The sequence below is a fragment of the Micromonospora sp. CPM1 genome (assembly GCF_023896895.1).
Classification (GTDB): Bacteria; Actinomycetota; Actinomycetes; order Mycobacteriales; family Micromonosporaceae; genus Micromonospora; species Micromonospora tulbaghiae.
The window spans coordinates 105968-125016 of record NZ_JAMHIU010000003.1; the positions used below are offsets into that span (position 1 = coordinate 105968).

17 protein-coding genes are annotated in these 19049 nt (G+C 73.4%); 5 read left to right on the forward strand and 12 right to left on the reverse strand.

Going from position 1 to position 19049, the window contains the following annotated elements; genetic code table 11:
- The first annotated feature begins 138 nt into the window (after positions 1-138).
- Both M8C11_RS04910 and M8C11_RS04915 read left to right on the forward strand, forming a co-directional pair.
- Positions 139-1008, forward strand: a complete 870-nt coding sequence (locus M8C11_RS04910) for a peptidylprolyl isomerase (RefSeq protein ID WP_120570534.1) — start codon at positions 139-141, stop codon at positions 1006-1008.
- A gap of 94 nt (positions 1009-1102) precedes the next feature.
- Positions 1103-1945, forward strand: coding sequence for a peptidylprolyl isomerase (locus M8C11_RS04915; RefSeq protein ID WP_252448540.1), 843 nt, complete (start codon positions 1103-1105; stop codon positions 1943-1945).
- 72 nt (positions 1946-2017) lie between these two features.
- On the opposite strand, the gene M8C11_RS04920 is transcribed toward M8C11_RS04915, so the two are convergent.
- The 8 genes from M8C11_RS04920 to ruvC form a co-directional block, all read right to left on the reverse strand.
- The gene (locus M8C11_RS04920) at positions 2018-4489 is read right to left on the reverse strand and encodes a bifunctional (p)ppGpp synthetase/guanosine-3',5'-bis(diphosphate) 3'-pyrophosphohydrolase (protein ID WP_013285470.1); all 2472 of its coding nucleotides are present in this window, start codon (positions 4487-4489) and stop codon (positions 2018-2020) included.
- A 226-nt stretch (positions 4490-4715) separates the two neighbouring features.
- Positions 4716-5282 carry an adenine phosphoribosyltransferase gene (locus M8C11_RS04925; RefSeq protein ID WP_120573853.1) on the reverse strand — a complete coding sequence of 189 codons (567 nt, stop codon included), beginning with the start codon at positions 5280-5282 and terminating at the stop codon, positions 4716-4718.
- A 97-nt stretch (positions 5283-5379) separates the two neighbouring features.
- The gene (gene secF / locus M8C11_RS04930; RefSeq protein ID WP_252448542.1) at positions 5380-6567 is read right to left on the reverse strand and encodes a protein translocase subunit SecF; all 1188 of its coding nucleotides are present in this window, start codon (positions 6565-6567) and stop codon (positions 5380-5382) included.
- Position 6568: 1 nt separating this feature from the next.
- On the reverse strand, positions 6569-8470 hold the full coding sequence (secD, locus tag M8C11_RS04935) for a protein translocase subunit SecD (protein ID WP_252448544.1): 1902 nt from the start codon (positions 8468-8470) through the stop codon (positions 6569-6571).
- A gap of 224 nt (positions 8471-8694) precedes the next feature.
- Positions 8695-9039: a preprotein translocase subunit YajC gene (yajC, locus tag M8C11_RS04940; RefSeq protein WP_199733067.1), complete on the reverse strand. Its 345-nt coding sequence runs from the start codon at positions 9037-9039 to the stop codon at positions 8695-8697.
- 140 nt (positions 9040-9179) lie between these two features.
- Entirely contained in the window at positions 9180-10244 is a 1065-nt protein-coding gene (gene ruvB, locus M8C11_RS04945; protein ID WP_120570539.1) for a Holliday junction branch migration DNA helicase RuvB, read from the reverse strand.
- Entirely contained in the window at positions 10241-10843 is a 603-nt protein-coding gene (ruvA, locus tag M8C11_RS04950) for a Holliday junction branch migration protein RuvA (protein WP_252448546.1), read from the reverse strand. Before ruvA ends, ruvB begins: the two co-directional genes overlap by 4 nt.
- Positions 10840-11367 carry a crossover junction endodeoxyribonuclease RuvC gene (gene ruvC, locus M8C11_RS04955; RefSeq protein WP_252448547.1) on the reverse strand — a complete coding sequence of 176 codons (528 nt, stop codon included), beginning with the start codon at positions 11365-11367 and terminating at the stop codon, positions 10840-10842. Before ruvC ends, ruvA begins: the two co-directional genes overlap by 4 nt.
- 184 nt (positions 11368-11551) lie before the next feature.
- Here ruvC and M8C11_RS04960 point away from each other — a divergent pair, with 184 nt between their 5' ends.
- Entirely contained in the window at positions 11552-12334 is a 783-nt protein-coding gene (locus tag M8C11_RS04960; RefSeq protein ID WP_252448548.1) for a 3-hydroxybutyrate dehydrogenase, read from the forward strand.
- Between the two features lie 14 nt (positions 12335-12348).
- Positions 12349-14268, forward strand: coding sequence for a helix-turn-helix domain-containing protein (locus M8C11_RS04965; RefSeq protein ID WP_121683421.1), 1920 nt, complete (start codon positions 12349-12351; stop codon positions 14266-14268).
- Between the two features lie 25 nt (positions 14269-14293).
- Here M8C11_RS04965 and M8C11_RS04970 read toward each other — a convergent pair whose 3' ends face one another.
- The 3 genes from M8C11_RS04970 to M8C11_RS04980 all read right to left on the reverse strand — a co-directional run bounded on the left by M8C11_RS04970 (position 14294) and on the right by M8C11_RS04980 (position 17661).
- Positions 14294-14902: a TetR/AcrR family transcriptional regulator gene (locus tag M8C11_RS04970; protein ID WP_252448549.1), complete on the reverse strand. Its 609-nt coding sequence runs from the start codon at positions 14900-14902 to the stop codon at positions 14294-14296.
- An 11-nt stretch (positions 14903-14913) separates the two neighbouring features.
- Positions 14914-16479 (reverse strand): MFS transporter, encoded by a 1566-nt coding sequence (locus tag M8C11_RS04975; protein WP_252448550.1) that lies wholly within the window; start codon positions 16477-16479, stop codon positions 14914-14916.
- 120 nt (positions 16480-16599) lie between these two features.
- Positions 16600-17661, reverse strand: coding sequence for an FAD-dependent monooxygenase (locus tag M8C11_RS04980; RefSeq protein WP_252448551.1), 1062 nt, complete (start codon positions 17659-17661; stop codon positions 16600-16602).
- 54 nt (positions 17662-17715) lie between these two features.
- Here M8C11_RS04980 and M8C11_RS04985 point away from each other — a divergent pair, with 54 nt between their 5' ends.
- The gene (locus tag M8C11_RS04985) at positions 17716-18273 is read left to right on the forward strand and encodes a TetR/AcrR family transcriptional regulator (RefSeq protein WP_120570547.1); all 558 of its coding nucleotides are present in this window, start codon (positions 17716-17718) and stop codon (positions 18271-18273) included.
- 78 nt (positions 18274-18351) lie between these two features.
- Here the strand turns inward: M8C11_RS04985 and M8C11_RS04990 are convergent, their stop codons facing one another.
- Positions 18352-18990 carry a transcriptional regulator gene (locus M8C11_RS04990; protein ID WP_252448552.1) on the reverse strand — a complete coding sequence of 213 codons (639 nt, stop codon included), beginning with the start codon at positions 18988-18990 and terminating at the stop codon, positions 18352-18354.
- Between the last annotated feature and the right edge of the window lie 59 nt (positions 18991-19049).

The window sequence follows — 19049 nt, forward strand, 5'->3', positions numbered from 1 at the left end:
GAGATGACCGGACCTCGTACACCACTTTCACAGTCGCTACCCGTACACTCTGGCGGGCGTGTGGCGTGGCGCACCCCGATCGGAACGGCGGACGGCGCCCGGCGCCGGCGGCGATCAGGCAGAGGAAGGGGAGCGCACGTGGCTTCCAGCAGGGACCGGCAGCGCAAACTGGCGCGCGCCAAGCTCGACCGGCAGCTCGCCCGGCGGGCGGCGGTCGCGAAGCGCCGCCGGCAGATCCGGGCCGGCGTGGGCGCCGCGGTGGTGCTCGTGCTGATCGTGGCCGGCTCGGCCTGGGCACTCGGCGCGTTCGACTCCGAGCCGGAGAAGAAGGCCGCCGAGGACGTCTGCCTCTGGACCGCGGAGGACGGTGCCGTCAACACCAACCTCAAGGACGTCGGCCAGCCGCCCACCACGGGCCTGCCGACCTCGGGCACCCGCCCGATGACGATCACCACCAACCAGGGTGGGCCGATCACCGTCGAGCTGGACCAGACCGACGCGCCGTGCGGCGCGGCGAGCCTGAGCTACCTGGCCGGCCGGTCGTTCTTCGACAACACCACCTGCCACGAGATCACCGCCGAGGGTGCGCTGCGCTGCGGTGACCCGACCGGCACCGGGCTCGGCGGCCCGACCTACTCGTTCTACGACGAGAACGTCCCGGCCGCGGCGGAGCCCAGCCCGTCGGCCTCGCCGGCGCCCGGGCAGGCCCCGACGTACCCGAAGGGCACGGTCGCCATGATCGGCAACCCGCCCGGCAGCAACAGCAGCCAGTTCCTGATCTTCTTCAAGGACGCCAGCCCGGCCAAGCCGGCCTACTCGGTGGTCGGCAAGGTCACCGGCGGGCTCGACGTGGTGGAGAAGATCGGCGCCATGCCGACGGTGGACAATGGCAACGGCGCCAAGGTCAAGCCGAAGACGCAGGTGCTGGTCCAGAGCGTCACAGTCGGCGAGCCCGGCGCGGCGCCGGCCGAAAGCCCCGCGCCCTCGCCCAGCGCCAGCGCGGGCTGACCCGACAACCCGATCCGGCGGCCCGCCGCCGGTGACCCACACGTGACCCGGCGGCGCGCGCGCCGACCCCATACGCAGCAGGTGAGGAGTGACCGTGACGTCCACCAGAGACCGCCAGCGCGCGGCGGCGCGGGCCAAGCTCGAGCGGGAGATGGCGGAACGGGCCGGCCGGGCCCGCAAGCGCCGGCAGACCCAGGCCATCGTCGGGGCCGCGGCGGTGCTGGTGCTCGTCGTGGCCGGCACGGTCTGGCTCGTCGCCGCGCTCGGCGACGACGACGAGAAGCAGGGCGGCACCGCCGCCGGGGCCGACGCTGTGCAGTGCGCGTACACGGAGGTGCCCAAGGAGGGCCGGCCGCCGCAGATCAAGGACGTCGGCCTGCCGCCGGCCCAGCAGGCCGGCAAGGGCTCCCAGACGATGACGATCGACACCAACCTGGGCCCGATCACCGCCAAGATCGACCGCGCCAAGGTGCCCTGCACCGCCGGCAGCTTCACGCACCTGGCCAGCAAGGGCTTCTTCGACAACACCAAGTGCCACCGGCTGGTCACCGAGGGCATCAAGGTGCTCCAGTGCGGCGACCCGAGCGCCACCGGCAAGGGCTGGCGGGACACCGACGGCACCGGCGGCCCGTCGTACAACCTGGCCGAGGAGAACCTCCCCACCGACAAGCGCCCGCCGTACCCGGAGGGTGTCATCGCGATGGCCAACTCTGGCCAGCCGGGCAGCACCGGCAGCCAGTTCTTCATCGTGTACGGCGACTCGCCGCTCGACCCGAACTACACGGTGCTGGGCACCATCACCGGTGGCATGGACGTGGTGAAGCAGGTCGCCGCGGCCGGTGACGACGGCGCGTTCGCCAAGCAGGCCGGCGGTGGTCACCCGAAGAAGGAGATCACCATGACCAAGGTGACGATGAGCCCGGTCGAGGGCGGCTGACCGCACCCGCACGACGACGAAGCGCCCGCCGGCTGATCGCAGCCGGCGGGCGCTTTCGCGTGCGTGGGTGGGTCAGGCCCCCGAGGTGACCCGGTACGCGTCGAACACGCCGTCGACCTTCCGCACGGCGGCCAGCAGGTGGCCGAGGTGCTTCGGGTCGGCCATCTCGAAGCTGAACCGGCTCACCGCCACCCGGTCGCGGGTGGTGGTGACGGTCGCGGAGAGGATGTTGACCCGCTCCTCGGACAGCACCCGCGTCACGTCGGCGAGCAGCTTGTGCCGGTCCAGCGCCTCGACCTGGATGGCGACCAGGAACGTGGAGGCGGACGTGAGCTTCCAGCTCACCTCGACCACCCGCTCGGGCTGGGCGCGCAGGTCCTCGGCGTTGGCGCAGTCGTCCCGGTGCACGCTGACCCCGCCGGAGCGGGTGACGAACCCGAACACCGAGTCCGGCGGTACGGGCGTGCAGCAGCGGGCCAGCTTGATCCAGACGTCGCTGACGCCGCGGACCACCACGCCCGGGTCGGCGCTGCTCTGCCGGCTGCGCGGCGGCCGGGTGGCGACGGCGGTCTCGGCGATGTCCTCCGCCGCGCCCTCCTCACCGCCGTAGGACGCCATCAGCTTCTGCACGACCGACTGCGCGGAGACCTGGCTGTCGCCGACCGCCGCGTACAGCGAGGCCACGTCGGCCAGGTGCAGGTCCCGGGCGATCGCCATCAGCGCGTCCGAGGTGAGCATCCGCTGCAACGGCATGCCCTGCTTGCGCATCGCCTTGACGATCGCGTCCTTGCCGGCCTCGATCGCCTCCTCGCGCCGCTCCTTGTTGAAGTACTGGCGGATCTTCGTACGCGCCCGCGGGCTCTTGACGAAGCCCAGCCAGTCCTGCGTGGGACCGGCCGTGTCGGACTTCGACGTGAAGATCTCGATCACGTCGCCGTTGGACAGCGTCGACTCCAGCGGCACCAGCTTGCCGTTGACCCGCGCGCCGATGCACTTGTGCCCGACCTCGGTGTGCACCGCGTACGCGAAGTCCACAGGCGTCGACCCGGTCGGCAGCGGGATGACGTCGCCCTTGGGCGTGAAGACGTACACCTCCTGGCTGGACAGGTCGAACCGCAGCGCGTCCAGGAACTCGCTCGGGTCGGCCGCCTCGCGCTGCCAGTCCAGCAGCTGCCGCAGCCAGGTCATCTCGTCGATGTGCGCCGGCGGGCCCACCACCGGGGTGCCCTTGTGCTCCTTGTACTTCCAGTGCGCGGCGATGCCGAACTCGGCGGTACGGTGCATCGCGTACGTGCGGATCTGCATCTCCACCGGCTTGCCGGTGGGCCCGATGACAGTCGTGTGCAACGACTGGTACATGTTGAACTTGGGCATGGCGATGTAGTCCTTGAACCGGCCCGGCACCGGCTGCCAGTTGGCGTGGATGACCCCCAGCGCCGCGTAGCAGTCCCGAACCGTGTCGACCAGGATCCGCACGCCCACCAGGTCGTAGATGTCGTTGAAGTCGCGCCCCCGCACGATCATCTTCTGGTAGATCGAGTAGAGGTGCTTCGGCCGCCCGGTCGTCTCCGCCTTGATCTTGGCGGCCTTCAGGTCGGTGGACACCTTCTGGGTCACCTGGCGCAGCAGCGCCTCGCGCTGCGGCTGGTGCTCCCCGATCAGCCGGTTGATCTCCTCGAACCGCTTCGGGAACAGCGTGCCGAAGGCGAGATCCTCCAGCTCCCACTTGATCGTGTTCATACCGAGGCGGTGCGCCAGCGGGGCCAGGATCTCCAGCGTCTCCTTGGCCTTCTGCTCCTGCTTCGGGCGGGGCAGGAAGGTCAGGGTCCGCATGTTGTGCAGCCGGTCGGCCAGCTTGATCACCAGGACCCGGGGGTCCTTCGCCATCGCGACGACCATCTTGCGGATGGTCTCGGCCTTCGCCGCGTCCCCGAGCTTGACCTTGTCGAGCTTGGTGACGCCGTCGACGAGCAGCGCGACCTCACCGCCGAAGTCGGCGCGCATCTGGTCGAGCGTGTACTCGGTGTCCTCGATGGTGTCGTGCAGCAGCGCCGCGACCAGCGTGGTGGTGTCCATGCCCAGGTTCGCCAGGATGGTCGCCACCGCGAGCGGGTGCGTGATGTAGGGGTCGCCGGACTTGCGGTACTGCCCCGAGTGCCACCGCGCGGCCGTGTCGAAGGCGCGCTGGAGCAGCCGCGCGTCGGCCTTGGGGTGGTTCTCCCGGTGCGTCGCGATCAACGGTTCCAGCACCTCGCTGACCTGCGAGGTCTGCCAGGGCGCGTTGAACCGGGCCAGCCGGGCGCGTACCCGCCGGCCGGTGGGCGCGTTGGAGAGGGCGAAACCGCTGCCGGGCGTGGACTCGGTGGAACCCTCGGTCGGGAACGGCACCACGACCGCCCCGCCGTCGGCCGTCGCGTCGGACGCGCCGCCGGTGGCGCCGGTCGCCCGGGCCGGCGGGTTGCCGCTGCGCTCGGTCACCGAGCCGTCCGCGTCGCCTGTCGGGTGCACCGTGCCCTCCACCGGAGGGACGACATCGTGGGACACCGGCCTCCTCACCGCTCGCCGGGATGCGCCGGCCGTCCGGCCGACGTCTGGTTCAACCGGCCCGGGGGCCGGTGTTGTTCCACGCGGTCGCCGGGGCCGGGCCCCGGCGCCTTCGCCGCCCCGGAGATCTCGGCCGGGCCGGGCAAAGGGCAATGCTACCCGTACGCAGGGTACGCCACCGCTCCCCCGGACGGTCGGCGCCGACCGGCCCGACGGGCCGGCCCGGTCAAACGGTCAACAGGGCATGGACCGGGCGCTGCGCCAGCCGCTTACGGCCCTCGAGGAAGCCCAGCTCCAGCAGCACGGTGAACCCGGCCACCGTCCCGCCGGCCCGTTCCACCAGGTCGAGCGTGGCCTCGGCGGTCCCGCCGGTGGCGAGCACGTCGTCGAGCACCAGCACCCGGTGACCGGCGGTGAACGCGTCCTGGTGCACCTCCAGCGTCGCCTCGCCGTACTCCAGCGCGTAGGAGGCCGAGTGGGTGGCCCGGGGCAGCTTGCCGGCCTTGCGCACCGGCACCACGCCGACGCCGGTGGCGTACGCGACCGCCGCCGCCAGCACGAACCCGCGCGCCTCGATGCCGGCGACCGTGTCGAACGAGTCCCGCCCGTGGTACGCGATGATGCCGTCGATAACCGCCCGGAACGCCTCACCGTCGGCGAACAGCGGCATCAGGTCCTTGAACACGACACCCGGCTTGGGGAAGTCCGGCACGTCCAGCAACCGGCTGGCGACGAGCTGGGCGACCTCCGGGCCGCTGTCTCCGCGTACCCCTGCGGTGTGGGTCTCCGTCACGGTGCGTCCCATGTCCTCTCGAAACGACGACGGCGTCCGTCATGCCGTGACATCAGCATGACGGACGCCGTCGGACCGATTCCGTCCGGCCCCGCGGTCAGCGGCGCTTGCCGCCGGGCCGGTTGCCGCCGCCACCGGCGGGACGGCCGCCGCGGGCGCCGCTGGGGCGCTTGCCCGCGGGCCGGGCGCCCACCTTGGGTGCGGCTCCGGCCAGCGCGGCCGCGTCCGGGTCGATCGGCGCGTCGGCGGCCGGCGCTGCGGTACGCGGGCCCTTCGGCGTGATCTCGCCCCGGGCGAGCGCGGCCCGGCGGGACAGCACCCGCTTGTTGTGGGCGCTGATCCGCGGGTCCATGTTCTTCAGCAGCACCAGCAGCGGCGTGGCCAGCAGGATCGAAGTCAGGAACGCCACCGCCATACCGACGAACAGCACCAGGCCGAGGTCCTTCAGCGTGCCGGCGCCGAGCAGGCCGGCGCCGATGAAGAGCAGGCCGCCGACCGGCAGCAGCGCCACCACCGAGGTGTTCAGCGACCGCATGAGGCTCTGGTTGAGCGCCAGGTTGGACGCCTCGCCGTAGGTGACGTTGTTGTTCGCGGTGATGCCGCGCGTGTTCTCCTGCACCTTGTCGAAGACCACCACCACGTCGTAGAGCGCGAAGCCCAGGATCGTGAGGAAGCCGATGATCGTCGACGGGGTGACCTCGAAGCCGACCAGCGAGTAGATGCCGGCGGTCAGGGCCAGGTTGGTCAGCAGCGAGACGATCGCGGCGGCAGCCATCCGCCACTCGAAGCGCAGCACCAGGTAGATCGACACCACCGCGATGAAGATCACCAGGCCGAGGAAGGCGCGCGAGGTGACCTGGCTGCCCCAGGCCTCGGAGACCTGGCTGCCGCTGATCTGGTCGGCCGGGATGCCGAACTCCTGCGCCATCGCGGTCTTGGCCGCGTTGGCCTGCTCGGCGGAGAGCTGGCCGGTGCGCATCTCGTAGAACTCGCCGCTGGTGCCGCCGACCTTCTGCGCGCTGACCACCTCGACGCCCGGCGCCTCGTCGGCCAGCACGTCGTCGACGGTCCGCTCGGCCTGGTCCAGCGTGCCGACGCTGGCCGGCACCTGGAACGAGTTGCCGCCCGCGAACTCGATGCCCAGCTTGAAGCCGCTGATCGCGAAGCTCAGCACGGCGATCAGCACGAGCACGCCGGCCACGCCGAACCACAGCTTGCGCCGCCCGACGATGTTGAGATCCGCCTCACCCCGGTAGAGCCGGGCGGCCAGACCGCTCTTAGCCATCTCAGGCCTCCTTCACACGCGGGTTGCGGGCGTTGCCCGGCTCGGCCGACCGGGCCGGCAGCGCCCGGCCCAGACCGCTGACCCGCGGCGACAGGAACGCCCGGGTACGGGCGAACATCGTCATGATCGGGTGGCGGAAGAGGAACACGACGACCAGGTCGAGCACGGTCGCCAGGCCGAGCGCGAAGGCGAAGCCCTTCACCGCGCCGACGGACACGATGTAGAGCACCACTGCCGACATCAGCGTGATGGCGTTGGCCGAGATGATCGTCCGGCGGGCCCGGATCCAGGCGCGGGGCACCGCGCTGCGTGGACTGCGGCCCTCCCGGATCTCGTCTTTCAGTCGTTCGAAGTAGATGACGAACGAGTCCGCCGCGACGCCCAGCGAGACGATCATGCCGGCGATGCCGGCGAGCGTGAGCGTGAAGCCGATCGACCGGCCGAGCACCACGAGCGCGCCGAACACCAGCAGCGCGGAGAGCACCAGGCTCAGGAAGATGACCGAGCCGAGCAGCCGGTAGTAGAAGAACGAGTAGATGATGACCAGCAGCATGCCGATGCCGGCCGCCAGCAGACCCGCCTTGAGGTGGCTGTCGCCGAGCGTCGCGGTGACGTTCTGCTGCTCCTGCGGCTCGAACGTCACCGGCAGCGCGCCGTAGCGCAGCTGGCTGGCGAGCGCGTTCGCGGCCTTGTTGTCGAAGCTGCCGGTGATCTGCGAGTCACCGGTCAGCACGCCCTGGATCTCCGGGGACGAGACGATCTCGTTGTCCAGCACCACGGCGACCCGGCACTTGCCGTCCTGGCCGAGCGCGGTCTGGTCGCAGGCCTGGCCCTCGTTGGTGAACGCCTCGCGGGTCAGCGCGGTCCACTTCTCCTGGCCGCCGCCGGTGAAGTTGAGACTGACCACCCAGGAGCTGGTCTGGTCGAGCTGGGCGGAGGCGTTCTTGACGTCGGTGCCCAGCACCTTCGCGACGTCCAGCAGGTACTTGGCGCCGGACTCGCAGGCGACCGCCTTCTGCTTCTCGTCCTTGATCGAGGCGGCGGGCCGCTTGTCGAGCTGGGCGCAGGTGATGGTCGGGACGTTGAACTGCATCTCCACCGGCAGGACGGCGATCTCCTGCGGGGTGAGCGTGCCGAACGGCTTGAGCTTGTCCGCCAGCGACGGGTCGGTGGTCAGGTCCGCCGGGGCCTGCAGGCCCGAGGCGGCGGCCCAGGCGGCCGCGCCGACCTTCTGCTCGACGGCCTTGCGCTGCTGCTCGATGCTCTGCGGAACCGGCTCGGCGCTGGCGCTCGGGCTCGGCGCGGCGGCGCTCGGCGAGGCCGACGGGGACGCGGAGGCGCTGGCGCTCGGCGTGGGGGCCATGCCGCCCTGCCCGCCGGCGCTCGGCGACCCGCTCACCTTGGGGCTCGTGCTCGCCTTCGGCGACGCGCTGCCCGACGGGGTGGCGGCACCGGACGGGGTGGCGCTGGGCGTCGGCGCGGGCGCGACCGCGGCGCCGCTGCCGTCGGTGGCCTTGAGCACCTTGCGGAAGCGCAGCTCGGCGGCCTCACCGACGTCGGTCAGGTCGCGGTTCTGGCCGGGCAGGGAGATGACGATGTTGCGGTTGCCCTCGGTGACCACCTCGGCCTCGGCCACGCCGTACGCGTTGACCCGGCTCTCGATGATCTGCCGGGCCTCCTCGAGGTTGTCGGCGGTCGGGGGCTTGCCGTCCACCGTGTTGGTGGCCTCGAGCGTCAGCCGGGTGCCGCCGACGAGGTCCAGGCCGAGCCGCGGCTCCAACCGGTCCTTCCAGCCGCCGCTGGCGCCGCCCGAGAAGAACACCAATAGATAGAGGACGACGAAGATGAGCCCGAGCACGGCGAGCTGCCGTCCGGGCCGCATCTGTCCCTGAGGTGGTGCCACGGCTGTCCTGTCTCCCTGTACGGTCGCGCCGCTTCCACGGCGGCGACAACTGTCGGGCCGGGGGTGTCCGCCCGACTGCTCCGGCGGGTCGGCACCGGAGGACGGCACGCCGGCTGGAGCGCGGCGCGGGGGCGCCGCACGGCCCGGCCGGATGCCGGCGCCGCGCGCCGACCCCAACTATCCACTTGTACGGATGAATCCGCTGCCCCGTCCGGGACGGGTGGTCACTCCTTGACCGGCTCGGCTTCCTCGGTGATCGTCTCGGCCGCCGGCGCCTCGGAGCGCTTGATCACGCGCGCGACGGCGGGACGGGCGTACCGGGTCTGCACGCCCGGGGCGACCTCGAGCAGGACCGTCTCGTCCTCGACCGCGGTGACCGTGCCGTGCAGGCCGCCGATGGTGACCACCTCGTCGCCCGGGGCGAGAGCGGCCTGCATCTGCTCGGCCTCGCGGCGGCGCTTCTGCTGCGGACGGATCATCATGAAGTACATGACGACGAAAAGCAGAGCGATCATGAGGATCGGCGTCAGACTGCCGGCTCCCCCGCCACTCGCTGCTGCGTAAAGCACGGTGTAGACCTTCCGGTTGGCCTCCACCCCGGCGCCGGAGGGCGCCGCAGCGGAAGCGGATTCTCACGTCCTGTACAAACCGCGGCGAAGTCTAGTCCCTGCTCCTGAGAAGACCGAATGCGGCACAGATCACGAACGGATCACGGCTGGTCGGTCTGCACCGAGAACAGATCGGGCCCCGGAGGGGCATCCGCACCAAATGTACCATTCGGGGGCGTACGGCCCAGATGGCGCCAGGCGGCCTCGGTGGCCACCCGCCCGCGCGGAGTACGGGCCAGCAGCCCGGCCCGGACCAGGAACGGCTCGCAGACCTCCTCGACCGTGTCCGGCTGCTCCCCCACCGCCACGGCGAGCGTGGACAGGCCCACCGGACCGCCCCGGAACGAGTCGACCAGCGCGGTCAGCACCGCCCGGTCGAGCCGGTCCAGGCCCAGCGCGTCCACGTCGTAGACGGTCAGCGCGGCCCGCGCCGTCTCCAGCGTGACCACGCCGTCGGCGCGCACCTCGGCGTAGTCGCGGACGCGGCGCAGCAGCCGGTTCGCGATACGCGGGGTGCCCCGGGACCGGCCGGCGACCTCCGCCGCGCCGTCCGCGGTGATCGGCACCCCGAGGATGCGGGCCGACCGGTGCAGCAGCGTCTCCAGGTCGGCCGGTGCGTAGAAGTCGAGATGCGCGACGAAGCCGAACCGGTCGCGCATCGGGCCGGTCAGCAGGCCGGACCGGGTGGTGGCGCCGACGAGCGTGAACGGCTCCACGTCGAGCGGGATGGCGGTGGCGCCCGGCCCCTTGCCGACCACCACGTCGACCCGGAAGTCCTCCATGGCGCTGTAGAGCAGCTCCTCGGCCGGCTTGGCGATCCGGTGGATCTCGTCGATGAACAGCACGTCGCCCTCGGCGAGGCTGGTCAGGATCGCGGCCAGGTCGCCGGAGCGCTCGATGGCCGGGCCGCTGGTCACCCGGATCCCGGTGCCCAGCTCGGCGGCGACGATGTTGGCCAGCGTCGTCTTGCCGAGGCCAGGCGGGCCCGACAGCAGGATGTGGTCGGGCGGGGAGCCGCGCCGCATCGCGCCCTGCAACAGCAGGTCGAGCTGGTCGCGGACGCGGTGCTGGGCGATGAACTCGTCGAGCCGCTTCGGGCGGACGCTCGCCTCGGCGTCCCGCTCGGCGTCGTCCACGTACGCCGAGACCAGGTTCTCTCCGGTCATCGGGTCCGGCCCAGGAGGCGGATGGCCTGCTTGAGCAGCACCGGAACCGGCGGGGTCTCGCCGTCGACGGTCTCCGCCACCGCGGCCACCGCCTGCTCGGCCTGGCCCGCCGTCCAGCCGAGCCCGACGAGCGCCTGGCGGACCTGCTCCGGCCAGGTGCCGGCGGTCACCCCGGCCGCGCCGTCGGCGCCCACCGGCACCGGGCCGACCCGGTCGCGCAGCTCCAGCACCAGCCGCTCGGCGCCCTTCTTGCCGATGCCCGGCACCCGGGTCAGCGCCGCGGTGTCGGCGTTGGCGATGGCCTTGCGGACCGCGTCCGGCGTGTGCACGGCGAGCACCGCCTGGGCCAGCCGGGGACCGACCCCGCTGGCGGTCTGGAGCAGCTCGAACAGCTGCTTGGCGTCGTCGTCGGCGAAGCCGTAGAGGGTGAGCGAGTCCTCCCGGACCACCAGGCTGGTGGCGAGCCGGGCGGGCTGGCCCACGCGCAGGTCGGCGAGCGTGCCGGGGGCGCACTGCACGGCCAGGCCGATGCCGCCCACCTCCACCACCGCGTGATCCGGGCCGGTGGCGGTCACCGTGCCGCGTACGCTCGCGATCATCGCGTCCCTCCTCGTCGGGCCTGTTGCGCGGCGGCGGCCAGCTTGGACCGCGTGCCGCCGCGCCACACGTGGCAGATGGCCAGCGCCAGGGCGTCGGCGGCGTCGGCCGGCTTCGGCGGCTCGGGCAGCCGCAGCAGCCGGGTGACCATGGTGGTCATCTGCTTCTTGTCGGCCTGGCCGGAGCCGGTCACCGCGGCCTTCACCTCGCTCGGCGTGTACGTCGTCACCGGCAGCCCGGCCCGGGCCCCGGCGAGGACCGCGACGCCGCTGGCCTGGGCGGTGCCCATCACGGTGCGGACGTTGTGCTGGCTGAACACGCGCTCCACCGCGACCGCGTCCGGCCGGTGCTCGGCGACCAGCTCGGTGAGCGAGCGGTCCAGGTGCAGCAGGCGCAGCGCGAGGTCGTCCTCGGGGTCGGTGTAGACCACGTAGTAGGCCACGAGCGTGCAGGGGCGGCCCGGCACGCCCTCGACCACGCCGACCCCGCACCGGGTCAGCCCCGGGTCGACGCCCAGCACGCGCACGCCGCCTCCTCCCCGAGCCGCCAGCAGTACGTGTGTTCGACACACCCTACTGGTGCGCGCCGACAGCGGGGCGGGCGGACACGCCGGGCGCGGACGGTGACGCGGCGCACCACACACGCGGGCGGTGGAGTATGTGCCGCCGCCCCATGTGCCGGGGGGCACCCGGCTCGTACGTTCATGCGCCATGACGGCAGAACCCGTGGCGGTCCCCCACGTCGTACACGTCGACCTGACCGGTCGCACCGCGCTGGTCACAGGTGGTGGCGGCGGCATCGGGCGGGCCTGCGCCCTGCGCCTGGCGGCGGCCGGCGCGACGGTGGTGGTGCTGGACCGCGACGTGGCCGCGGCCGAGGCGGTGGCCGCCGAGACCGGCGGCCGGGCCGTGGGGATCGACCTGGCCGACCCGGCGGCGGTGGACGCGCTCGACGCCGACGCCGACATCGTGGTCAACAACGCCGGGCTGCAACACGTCGCGCCGGTGCAGGACTTCCCGGTCGAGCGCTTCGAGTACATCCAGCGGGTGATGGTGGAGGCGCCGTTCCTGCTGATCCGCCGCGCGCTGCCCCGGATGTACGCGAACGGCTGGGGCCGGATCGTGAACATCTCCTCGGTGCACGGGCTGCGCGCGTCGCCGTTCAAGTCGGCGTACGTCTCGGCCAAGCACGCGCTGGAGGGCCTGTCCAAGGTGGTCGCGCTGGAGGGCGCCGCGCACGGTGTCACCGCCAACTGCATCAACCCGGCGTACGTGCGCACCGCGCTGGTGGAGAGCCAGATCGCCGACCAGGCGGCCACCCACGGCATCGGCGAGGACGAGGTGGTCGAGAAGATCATGCTGGCCCGGGCGGCGATCAAGCGGCTGATCGAGCCGGCGGAGGTGGCCGAACTGGTGGCGTACCTGTGCTCGCCGCCCGCCGCGTTCCTCACCGGCACCTCGATCGCCCTCGACGGGGGCTGGACGGCGAACTAGTGGCCCCGCGCACAATGTCGGTCATGTCGTCGCCGGTCGAGTTCCTGGAGCTGCTGGCGCGCGAGGCCGCCGCGGTCGAGTTCGAGGGCCCGCTGGTGGCCGCGCGCGCCGCCGGCCTGCCCGCCGAACGGCTGGCCGAGCTGGAGCAGGCGAAGGTGGTGGCGCTGCGGGTTCGGGCGCTGCTGGCCCGCCGGCGCCGCCGGGAGACCGAGCTGTCCGGCCTGTACGACACCGCGAGCGACCTGGCCGGCCTGCGCGACCTGGACGACGTGCTGCGCGCGATCGTGCACCGGGCGCGGATCCTGCTCGGCACCGACGTGGCGTACATGACGCTCAACGACGACGAGCGCGGCGACACGTACATGCGGGTCACCGACGGCTCGATCTCGGCCCGGTTCCAGCGGCTGCGGCTGGAGCTGGGCGACGGGCTGGGCGGGCTGGTCGCGCAGACCGGCACCCCGTACGTCACCTCGAACTACCAGGAGGACGAGCGGTTCCGGCACACCGGCGAGATCGACGGCGGGGTGGGCGAGGAAGGGCTGGTGGCCATCCTCGGCGTGCCGCTGCGGCTGGGGTCCAGCGTGATCGGCGTGCTGTACGCGGCGAACCGCTCGGCCCGGCCGTTCGCCCGCGAGGAGGTGTCGCTGCTGGTGTCCCTGGCGGCGCACGCGGCGGTGGCGATCGACACCGCGCGCCTGCTCGCCGAGACCCGTGCGGCGCTGGCGGAGCTGTCGGCGGCGAACAGCACCATCCGGGCGCACAGCAGCTCGGTGGAGCGTGCCGCCGCCGCGCACGACCGGATGACCGCGCTGGTGGTGCGCGGCGGCGGGATGGAGGACGTGGCGGCGGCGGTCACCGAGGTGCTCGGCGGCGCGCTGCTGGCGCTGGACGCCGAGGGCCGGCGGCTGGCCCGGGTCGGTGAGATCGAGGAGCCGGACCGGGCCGACATCGTGGAGGCGGTGGCCGCGTCGCGTACGGAGGGGCGGAGCGTGCGCCGGGGCCCGCTCTGGTACGCGGCGGTGGTGGCCGGTGCGGAGAACCTGGGCGCGCTGGTGCTGCGCCCGGACGACGAGCTGGTCGACGCCGACCAGCGCATCCTGGAGCGGGCCGCGCTGGTGACCGCGTTGCTGCTGCTGTTCCGCCGGACCGTGGCCGAGGCGGAGGGACGGGTCCGCGGCGAGCTGCTGGACGACCTGATCGCCCGGCCGCTGCGCGACGCCGACGCGCTGCGGGCACGGGCCCGCCGGATCGGGGTGGACCTGGACGCCCCGCACGTGCTGGTCGCGGTCGGCGACGACGCGTTCGCCGAGACCGGCTCCGCCCGGCAGCGGGTGCTGTCCTGGGCCACCACGTACGCCTCGACCCGGGGTGGCCTGGCCGCGGCGCGCGACGGGCGGGTGGTGCTGATGCTGCCCGGCCACGACGCCGGTGGTGCGGCACGCGCGGTGGCGCGGGATCTGTCCCGGGTGACCGGCCGGCCGGTGACCGCCGGGGCGAGCGGGCCGTCGACCGGCCCGGCGTCGCTCGCTGTCACGTTCGCCGAGGCGGAGCGCTGCCTGTCCGCGCTCGGTGCGCTGGGCCGGGCCGGGCAGGGGGCGAGCACCGCCGAGCTGGGGTTCGTCGGGTTGCTGCTGGGCGCGGTCGGTGACGCCGGGGACCGGGACGTGGCCCGGTTCCTCGCCACCACGGTGGGGCCGGTGCTGGACTACGACGCCCGGCGGGGCACCGCGCTGGTGAAGACGCTGGAGGCGTACTTCGGGGTGGGCGGCAGCCTGGCTCGCGCCGCCGAGCAGCTGCACGTGCACGTCAACACGGTCACCCAGCGGCTGGAGCGGGTCGGGCACCTGCTCGGCGCGGACTGGCAGCGGCCGGAGCGGGCGCTGGAGGTGCAGCTAGCGCTGCGCCTGCACCGGCTGCGCACGCCCGGCCGCTGAGCGGCCGGGCACGGCGACCCGGGGATCAGCGCACGCGCAGGCCGTCCAGGACCGTGTCCACGATCCGCTCGGGCAGCATCCGCTCGTCACGCTCGGGGTGCCAGCGCAGCATCCGCTGGGTGAGCATCGGCGCGGTGAGCAGCGACATGGTCACCTCGACGTCGAGGTCGGCGCGCAGCTCGCCCTGCTCGATCCCGCGGCGCAGCACCTCGCGCAGCGCCGCGCGCCGGGGCTCGACGATCGCCTCGTACGCCTGCCGGTGGGCCGAGCTGCGGTTCACCTCGGGCACCAGGCAGGGCATGATCTTGCGGACCCGGGGGTCGGCGTGCTGGCCCACGGCGCCGACGAGCAGCACCAGGTCGTCGCGGACGGAGCGCCCGGCGGTGCGGGGCGCGGGCCCCTTGAGCGTGCGCAACGCGTCCAGCAGCAACGCGTCCTTGCCCGGCCAGCGGCGGTAGATGGTGGCCTTGCCGACGCCGGCGCGGGCCGCGATCGCCTCGATGGACAGCGACTCTATGGTGCTGCCCTCGGCCAGCAGGTCGAGGGTGGCGTCGACGATCGCCTCGTCCGCGCGGGTGCTCCGCGGTCGCCCGGGCGACCGCGGAGCATCCGCCGTGGAAGTCATGTCAGACATTGTCCACGAACCTACGCGGTACCGGCCAACTCCCGGTCGGTGACCGGCGTCGCGTCGGGGGCGACGACCGGCCGGCCCGGCATCCAGCGCAGCACGATCACGATGCCGAGCGCGGCCACCACCGCGGAGGTACCCGCCGCCCAGTGCATGGCCGAGACGAACGAGTCGTTCGCCGCGTCGATCAGCCGCGGCGCGTCGGGGCCGAGCCGGCCGGCGACCGCGTACGCCCCGGAGACCGACTCGCGGGCCGCGTCGCGCACCGGGGCGGGCAGGGCCGCCACCGCCGGGCCGACCTGGTCGCGGTAGACAGCGGAGAGCACCGAGCCGAGCACCGCCACGCCGAGCGCGCCGGCCACCTGGCGCACGGTGTTGCTGACTGCGGAACCGACGCCGGCCTTCTCCCGGGGCAGCGAGGACATGATCGACTCGGTGGCCGGCGGCATGATGTTGGCCATCCCGGCGCCCTGGAGGAAACCGAGCGCCGAGAAGATCCAGATCGGGGTGTCCGCGTCGATGAAGACGAACGCGGCGAGCGCCACAGTGGTGAGCAGCAGCCCGACGGCGGCGACCGCCCGGCCGCCGTAGCGGCGGACCATCGCCGCGCTGCGCGGCGCGAAGATGAGCTGGGCCGCGGCGAACGGCAGGAACAGCAGGCCGCTCTCCAGCGGGCTGTAGCCGCGGACGAGCTGGAGGTAGAACGCGCCGAAGAACATCACGCCCATCGCGGCGAAGAAGACCAGCCCGACCAGGGCCACCGGGGCGGCGAAGCGGGGCACCCGGAACAGCCGTACGTCCAGCGACGGGTGGTCGCTGCGCAGCTCGTGGGCGACGAACCAGCCGAGCACCGCGAGACCGCCGAGCACCGCGACCCACACCTGCGGGCGGCCGAAGCCGTGCTCGCCGCCGTCGATGATGCCGTAGGTGAGCGCGACCAGGCCGACCACCGAGAGCAGCACGCCGAGCAGGTCGACCCGGCCGGGCTTCGGGTCGCGCGACTCGGGGACCAGGGCCGCGACGAGTACCACGCCGAGCGCCACCACCGGCACGTTGATCAGGAAGACCGAGCCCCACCAGAAGTGCTCCAGCAGCGCGCCGCCGAGCACCGGGCCGATCGCCACCGCGAGGCCGACCGCGCCGGCCCAGACGCCGATCGCCTTGGCGCGCTCGCGCGGGTCGAAGACGTTGGAGATGATCGAGAGTGTCACCGGCATGATGGCCGCGCCGCCGACGCCCATCAGCGCGCGGGCCGCGATGAGCTGGCCCGGGTCCTGCGCGTACGCGGACAGCAGCGAGGACAGGCCGAACAGCGCCAGCCCGAGGATCAGGAAGCGGCGGCGGCCGAGCCGGTCACCGAGCACGCCGAAGGTGAACAGCAGTCCGGCGAAGACGAGCGTGTAGGAGTTGATCGCCCACTCCAGCTCGCCCTGGGTGGCGCCGAGGCCGTGCACCGGGTCGGCCAGGGTGCGCAGCGCGACGTTGAGGATGGTGTTGTCGAGGACGACCACGAGGAGGCTGATCACCAGCACCCCGAGGATCGCCCACCTCCTCGGGTGTCCGGTGTTCTCGTGTGGTTCCACTGCCGTTCTCCCCCCGGTTCACCCGCGTTCGAAATACGATACGGGTCAGACTCGTAACGTTACCGAGCCTAGGTGAGCCGGTTTCGATACGGAACGGGTTCGTATCGGATGTGTCTCAGGTCACGTGGGTGGGCCGGCCGCCAGCGCCATCCGCAGCAGCGCGTCCCGTACCGGCAGCAGCCGCCGCACGCCGGACAGCCGCCCGGCCCATCGCGCGCCGGCCGCGATCCGCTGCGTGGGCCGCCGGCGTCGCCCGTCGTACGCGCGCAGCGCGGCCGGCACGTCTGAGGCGTCGCGTACGCAGTCGGCGAGCGCGACCGCGTCGATCAGCGCCTGACAGGCGCCCTGCCCGAGGTCCGGAGTCATCGCGTGCGCGGCGTCGCCGAGCAGCGCCGTCCGGCCGGACACGTACGACGGCAGCGGCGTCAGGTCGCGGATCTCGTGCCGCAGGATCCCCTCCGGGGTGAGCGCGTCGAGCACCTCCGGCACCGGCGAATGCCAGTCGCCGAAGAGGCGGCGCAGCTCGGCCCGGTCGTCCGGCGGCGCCGGGTGCCCCTCGGGCAGCCGCACCGCGGCGTACCAGTTGGTGCGGCCCGGCCCGGCCGGGGTCAGCCCGAACTTGCGCCCCCGCCCCCAGGTCTCGCCACCCTCGGCCAGGTCCATGTCGACCACGCCGCGCCAGGCCACCGCGCCCGCGTAGCGCAGCGGGTACCGCCGCCCGTACATCTGCGCGCGCACCACGCTGTTGATCCCGTCCGCGCCCACCACCAGGTCGTACGCGTCGCGCAGTGACGCCGGGTCGACCACCGGCGCGCCGAGGCGCAGCGCCGGGCCGGGCAGCGCGCCGGCCAGGACGGCGAGCAGCACCGGCCGCGTGACCAGGTGCACCGGCTCGCCGTGCCGGCGTTCCAGCCGCTCGACGTCGACGGTGGCGATCCGGCTGCCGTCGGGACGGCGGATCGACCCGCCGGCCTGACGGCTGCCCCGGCGGCGCACCTCGTCGCCGACGCCGAGGGCGTCCAGGGCGCGCATCGCGGCGGGCCAGATGCCGAGCCCGGTGCCGCTGTGCGGCAACGCGGCCGACCGCTCCAGGACCGTCACCTCCCAGCCCGCCGCGCGCAGGCCGATGCCCGCCGCGAGCCCGCCGATGCCGCCCCCGACCACGACCGCGCGTCCGCCCATGCGGTCACCGTACTACAGATGTAGTCGGCCACACTACGGCTGTAGTCTGACCGGGTGACCGATCGCCGGCAGCTCCTGCTCGACGCCGCCATCCGGGTGCTCGGCACCGGAGGGCCGCGGCAGCTCACCCACCGGGCCGTGGACGCGGAGGCGGGCCTGCCCGAAGGCTCGGCGTCCAACCGGTTCCGCACCCGGGAGGCGCTGGTCACCGGCGTCTTCGACCGGCTGGTCGAGGTGGAGACGGCGGCCTGGCAACGGCTCGCCGCGGACCTGCCGCCGGGCGACGTCGCCGCGTTCGCCGCCGTGGTCGGCCGGCTGATCCGGGAGTTCACCGACCAGCAGCGGGTGGTCACCCTGGCCCGGTACGCGCTGTTCGTCGAGGCGGCCGTGCGGCCCGACCTGCGCCCGGCGATCGAGGCCGCCCGGGCACGGCTGGCCGGCTGGGGCGAGCCGCTGCTCGCCACGCTCGGCTCGGCCGATCCGCCCGCCCACTTCCGGATGCTGCTGGCGCTCGTCGACGGGCTGCTGAGCAACCAGCTCGCCTCCCCCGATGACGGCTTCGACCCGGAGGCCGCCGTCGCCACGCTGCTGCGCGGCCTCCGCGCCGGCTGACCGGATGCCAGGCGGCGGGCGTCAGGCGAGCCGATCAGGCAGCCGGCGTCAGGCGCGGGCCGGTCAGGCGCCCTGGCGTCAGGCGCCGCCTCCGGCGAGGCAGGCCAGCGTCGCCTCACCGAGCGTGGTGAGGCGACGCGGCACGGCCGACGAGGGCGGGAACGGCTCGATCCACCCCGGGCCGGCGGCGAGCACGCGTACCCCGGGCAGGTCCCGCCGCAGACGGACCAGGCGGTACGCGCGGCCCGTCAGCGGCGACTGCGACCAGACCACCACCACCCGCGGGCGGACCCGGACCACCGCGCCGGCCAGCGCGGACCAGGGCAGCGCCGGGCCGAGGTGCAGCGCGCCCCGGCCGCGTTCGCGCAGCGCCGCGGCGAGGGCGTGCAGCCCGAGGCAGTGCGTCTCGTGCTCGGCGCCGGCGAGCAGCACGCCCTGGGCGGGAAGCGGCCGGGACGGCTCACGGCCGAACACGTCCAGGCCGACGCGTACCCCCTCGGAGAGGGCGTGCTCGACGGCGATCTCGGCGGCGCTGTCGCCGCGCAGCGTGCCCAGCAGCGGCAGGCACACCTGTTCCCAGGCGGGCACCACCCCGGCCTCGGCGGCCAGGTCGAGCACCAGCCCGGCGACCCGGTTGTCGTCCAGGTCCTCGGCGGCGGCGGTCAGCCGTTTGCGGGCCGTCTCGGCGGCCCAGGCCGGCATGTTCTCGGTCAGCAACGGACGTACCCCCGGGTAGCTCTCCTACCCAGGGGTTCGTCCGCACGGCCCGATCCGGA

Bases quoted from the DNA above. Each gene is read 5' to 3' on its own strand.
- M8C11_RS04965 (WP_121683421.1), top strand. From the start codon at position 12,349: ATGTCGGTCATGTCGTCGCCGGTCGAGTTCCTGGAGCTGCTGGCGCGC.
- ruvA (WP_252448546.1), bottom strand. From the start codon at position 10,843: ATGATCGCGAGCGTACGCGGCACGGTGACCGCCACCGGCCCGGATCAC.
- M8C11_RS04970 (WP_252448549.1), bottom strand. From the start codon at position 14,902: ATGTCTGACATGACTTCCACGGCGGATGCTCCGCGGTCGCCCGGGCGA.
- M8C11_RS04960 (WP_252448548.1), top strand. From the start codon at position 11,552: ATGACGGCAGAACCCGTGGCGGTCCCCCACGTCGTACACGTCGACCTG.
- ruvB (WP_120570539.1), bottom strand. From the start codon at position 10,244: ATGACCGGAGAGAACCTGGTCTCGGCGTACGTGGACGACGCCGAGCGG.
- secF (WP_252448542.1), bottom strand. From the start codon at position 6,567: ATGGCTAAGAGCGGTCTGGCCGCCCGGCTCTACCGGGGTGAGGCGGAT.
- M8C11_RS04980 (WP_252448551.1), bottom strand. From the start codon at position 17,661: ATGGGCGGACGCGCGGTCGTGGTCGGGGGCGGCATCGGCGGGCTCGCG.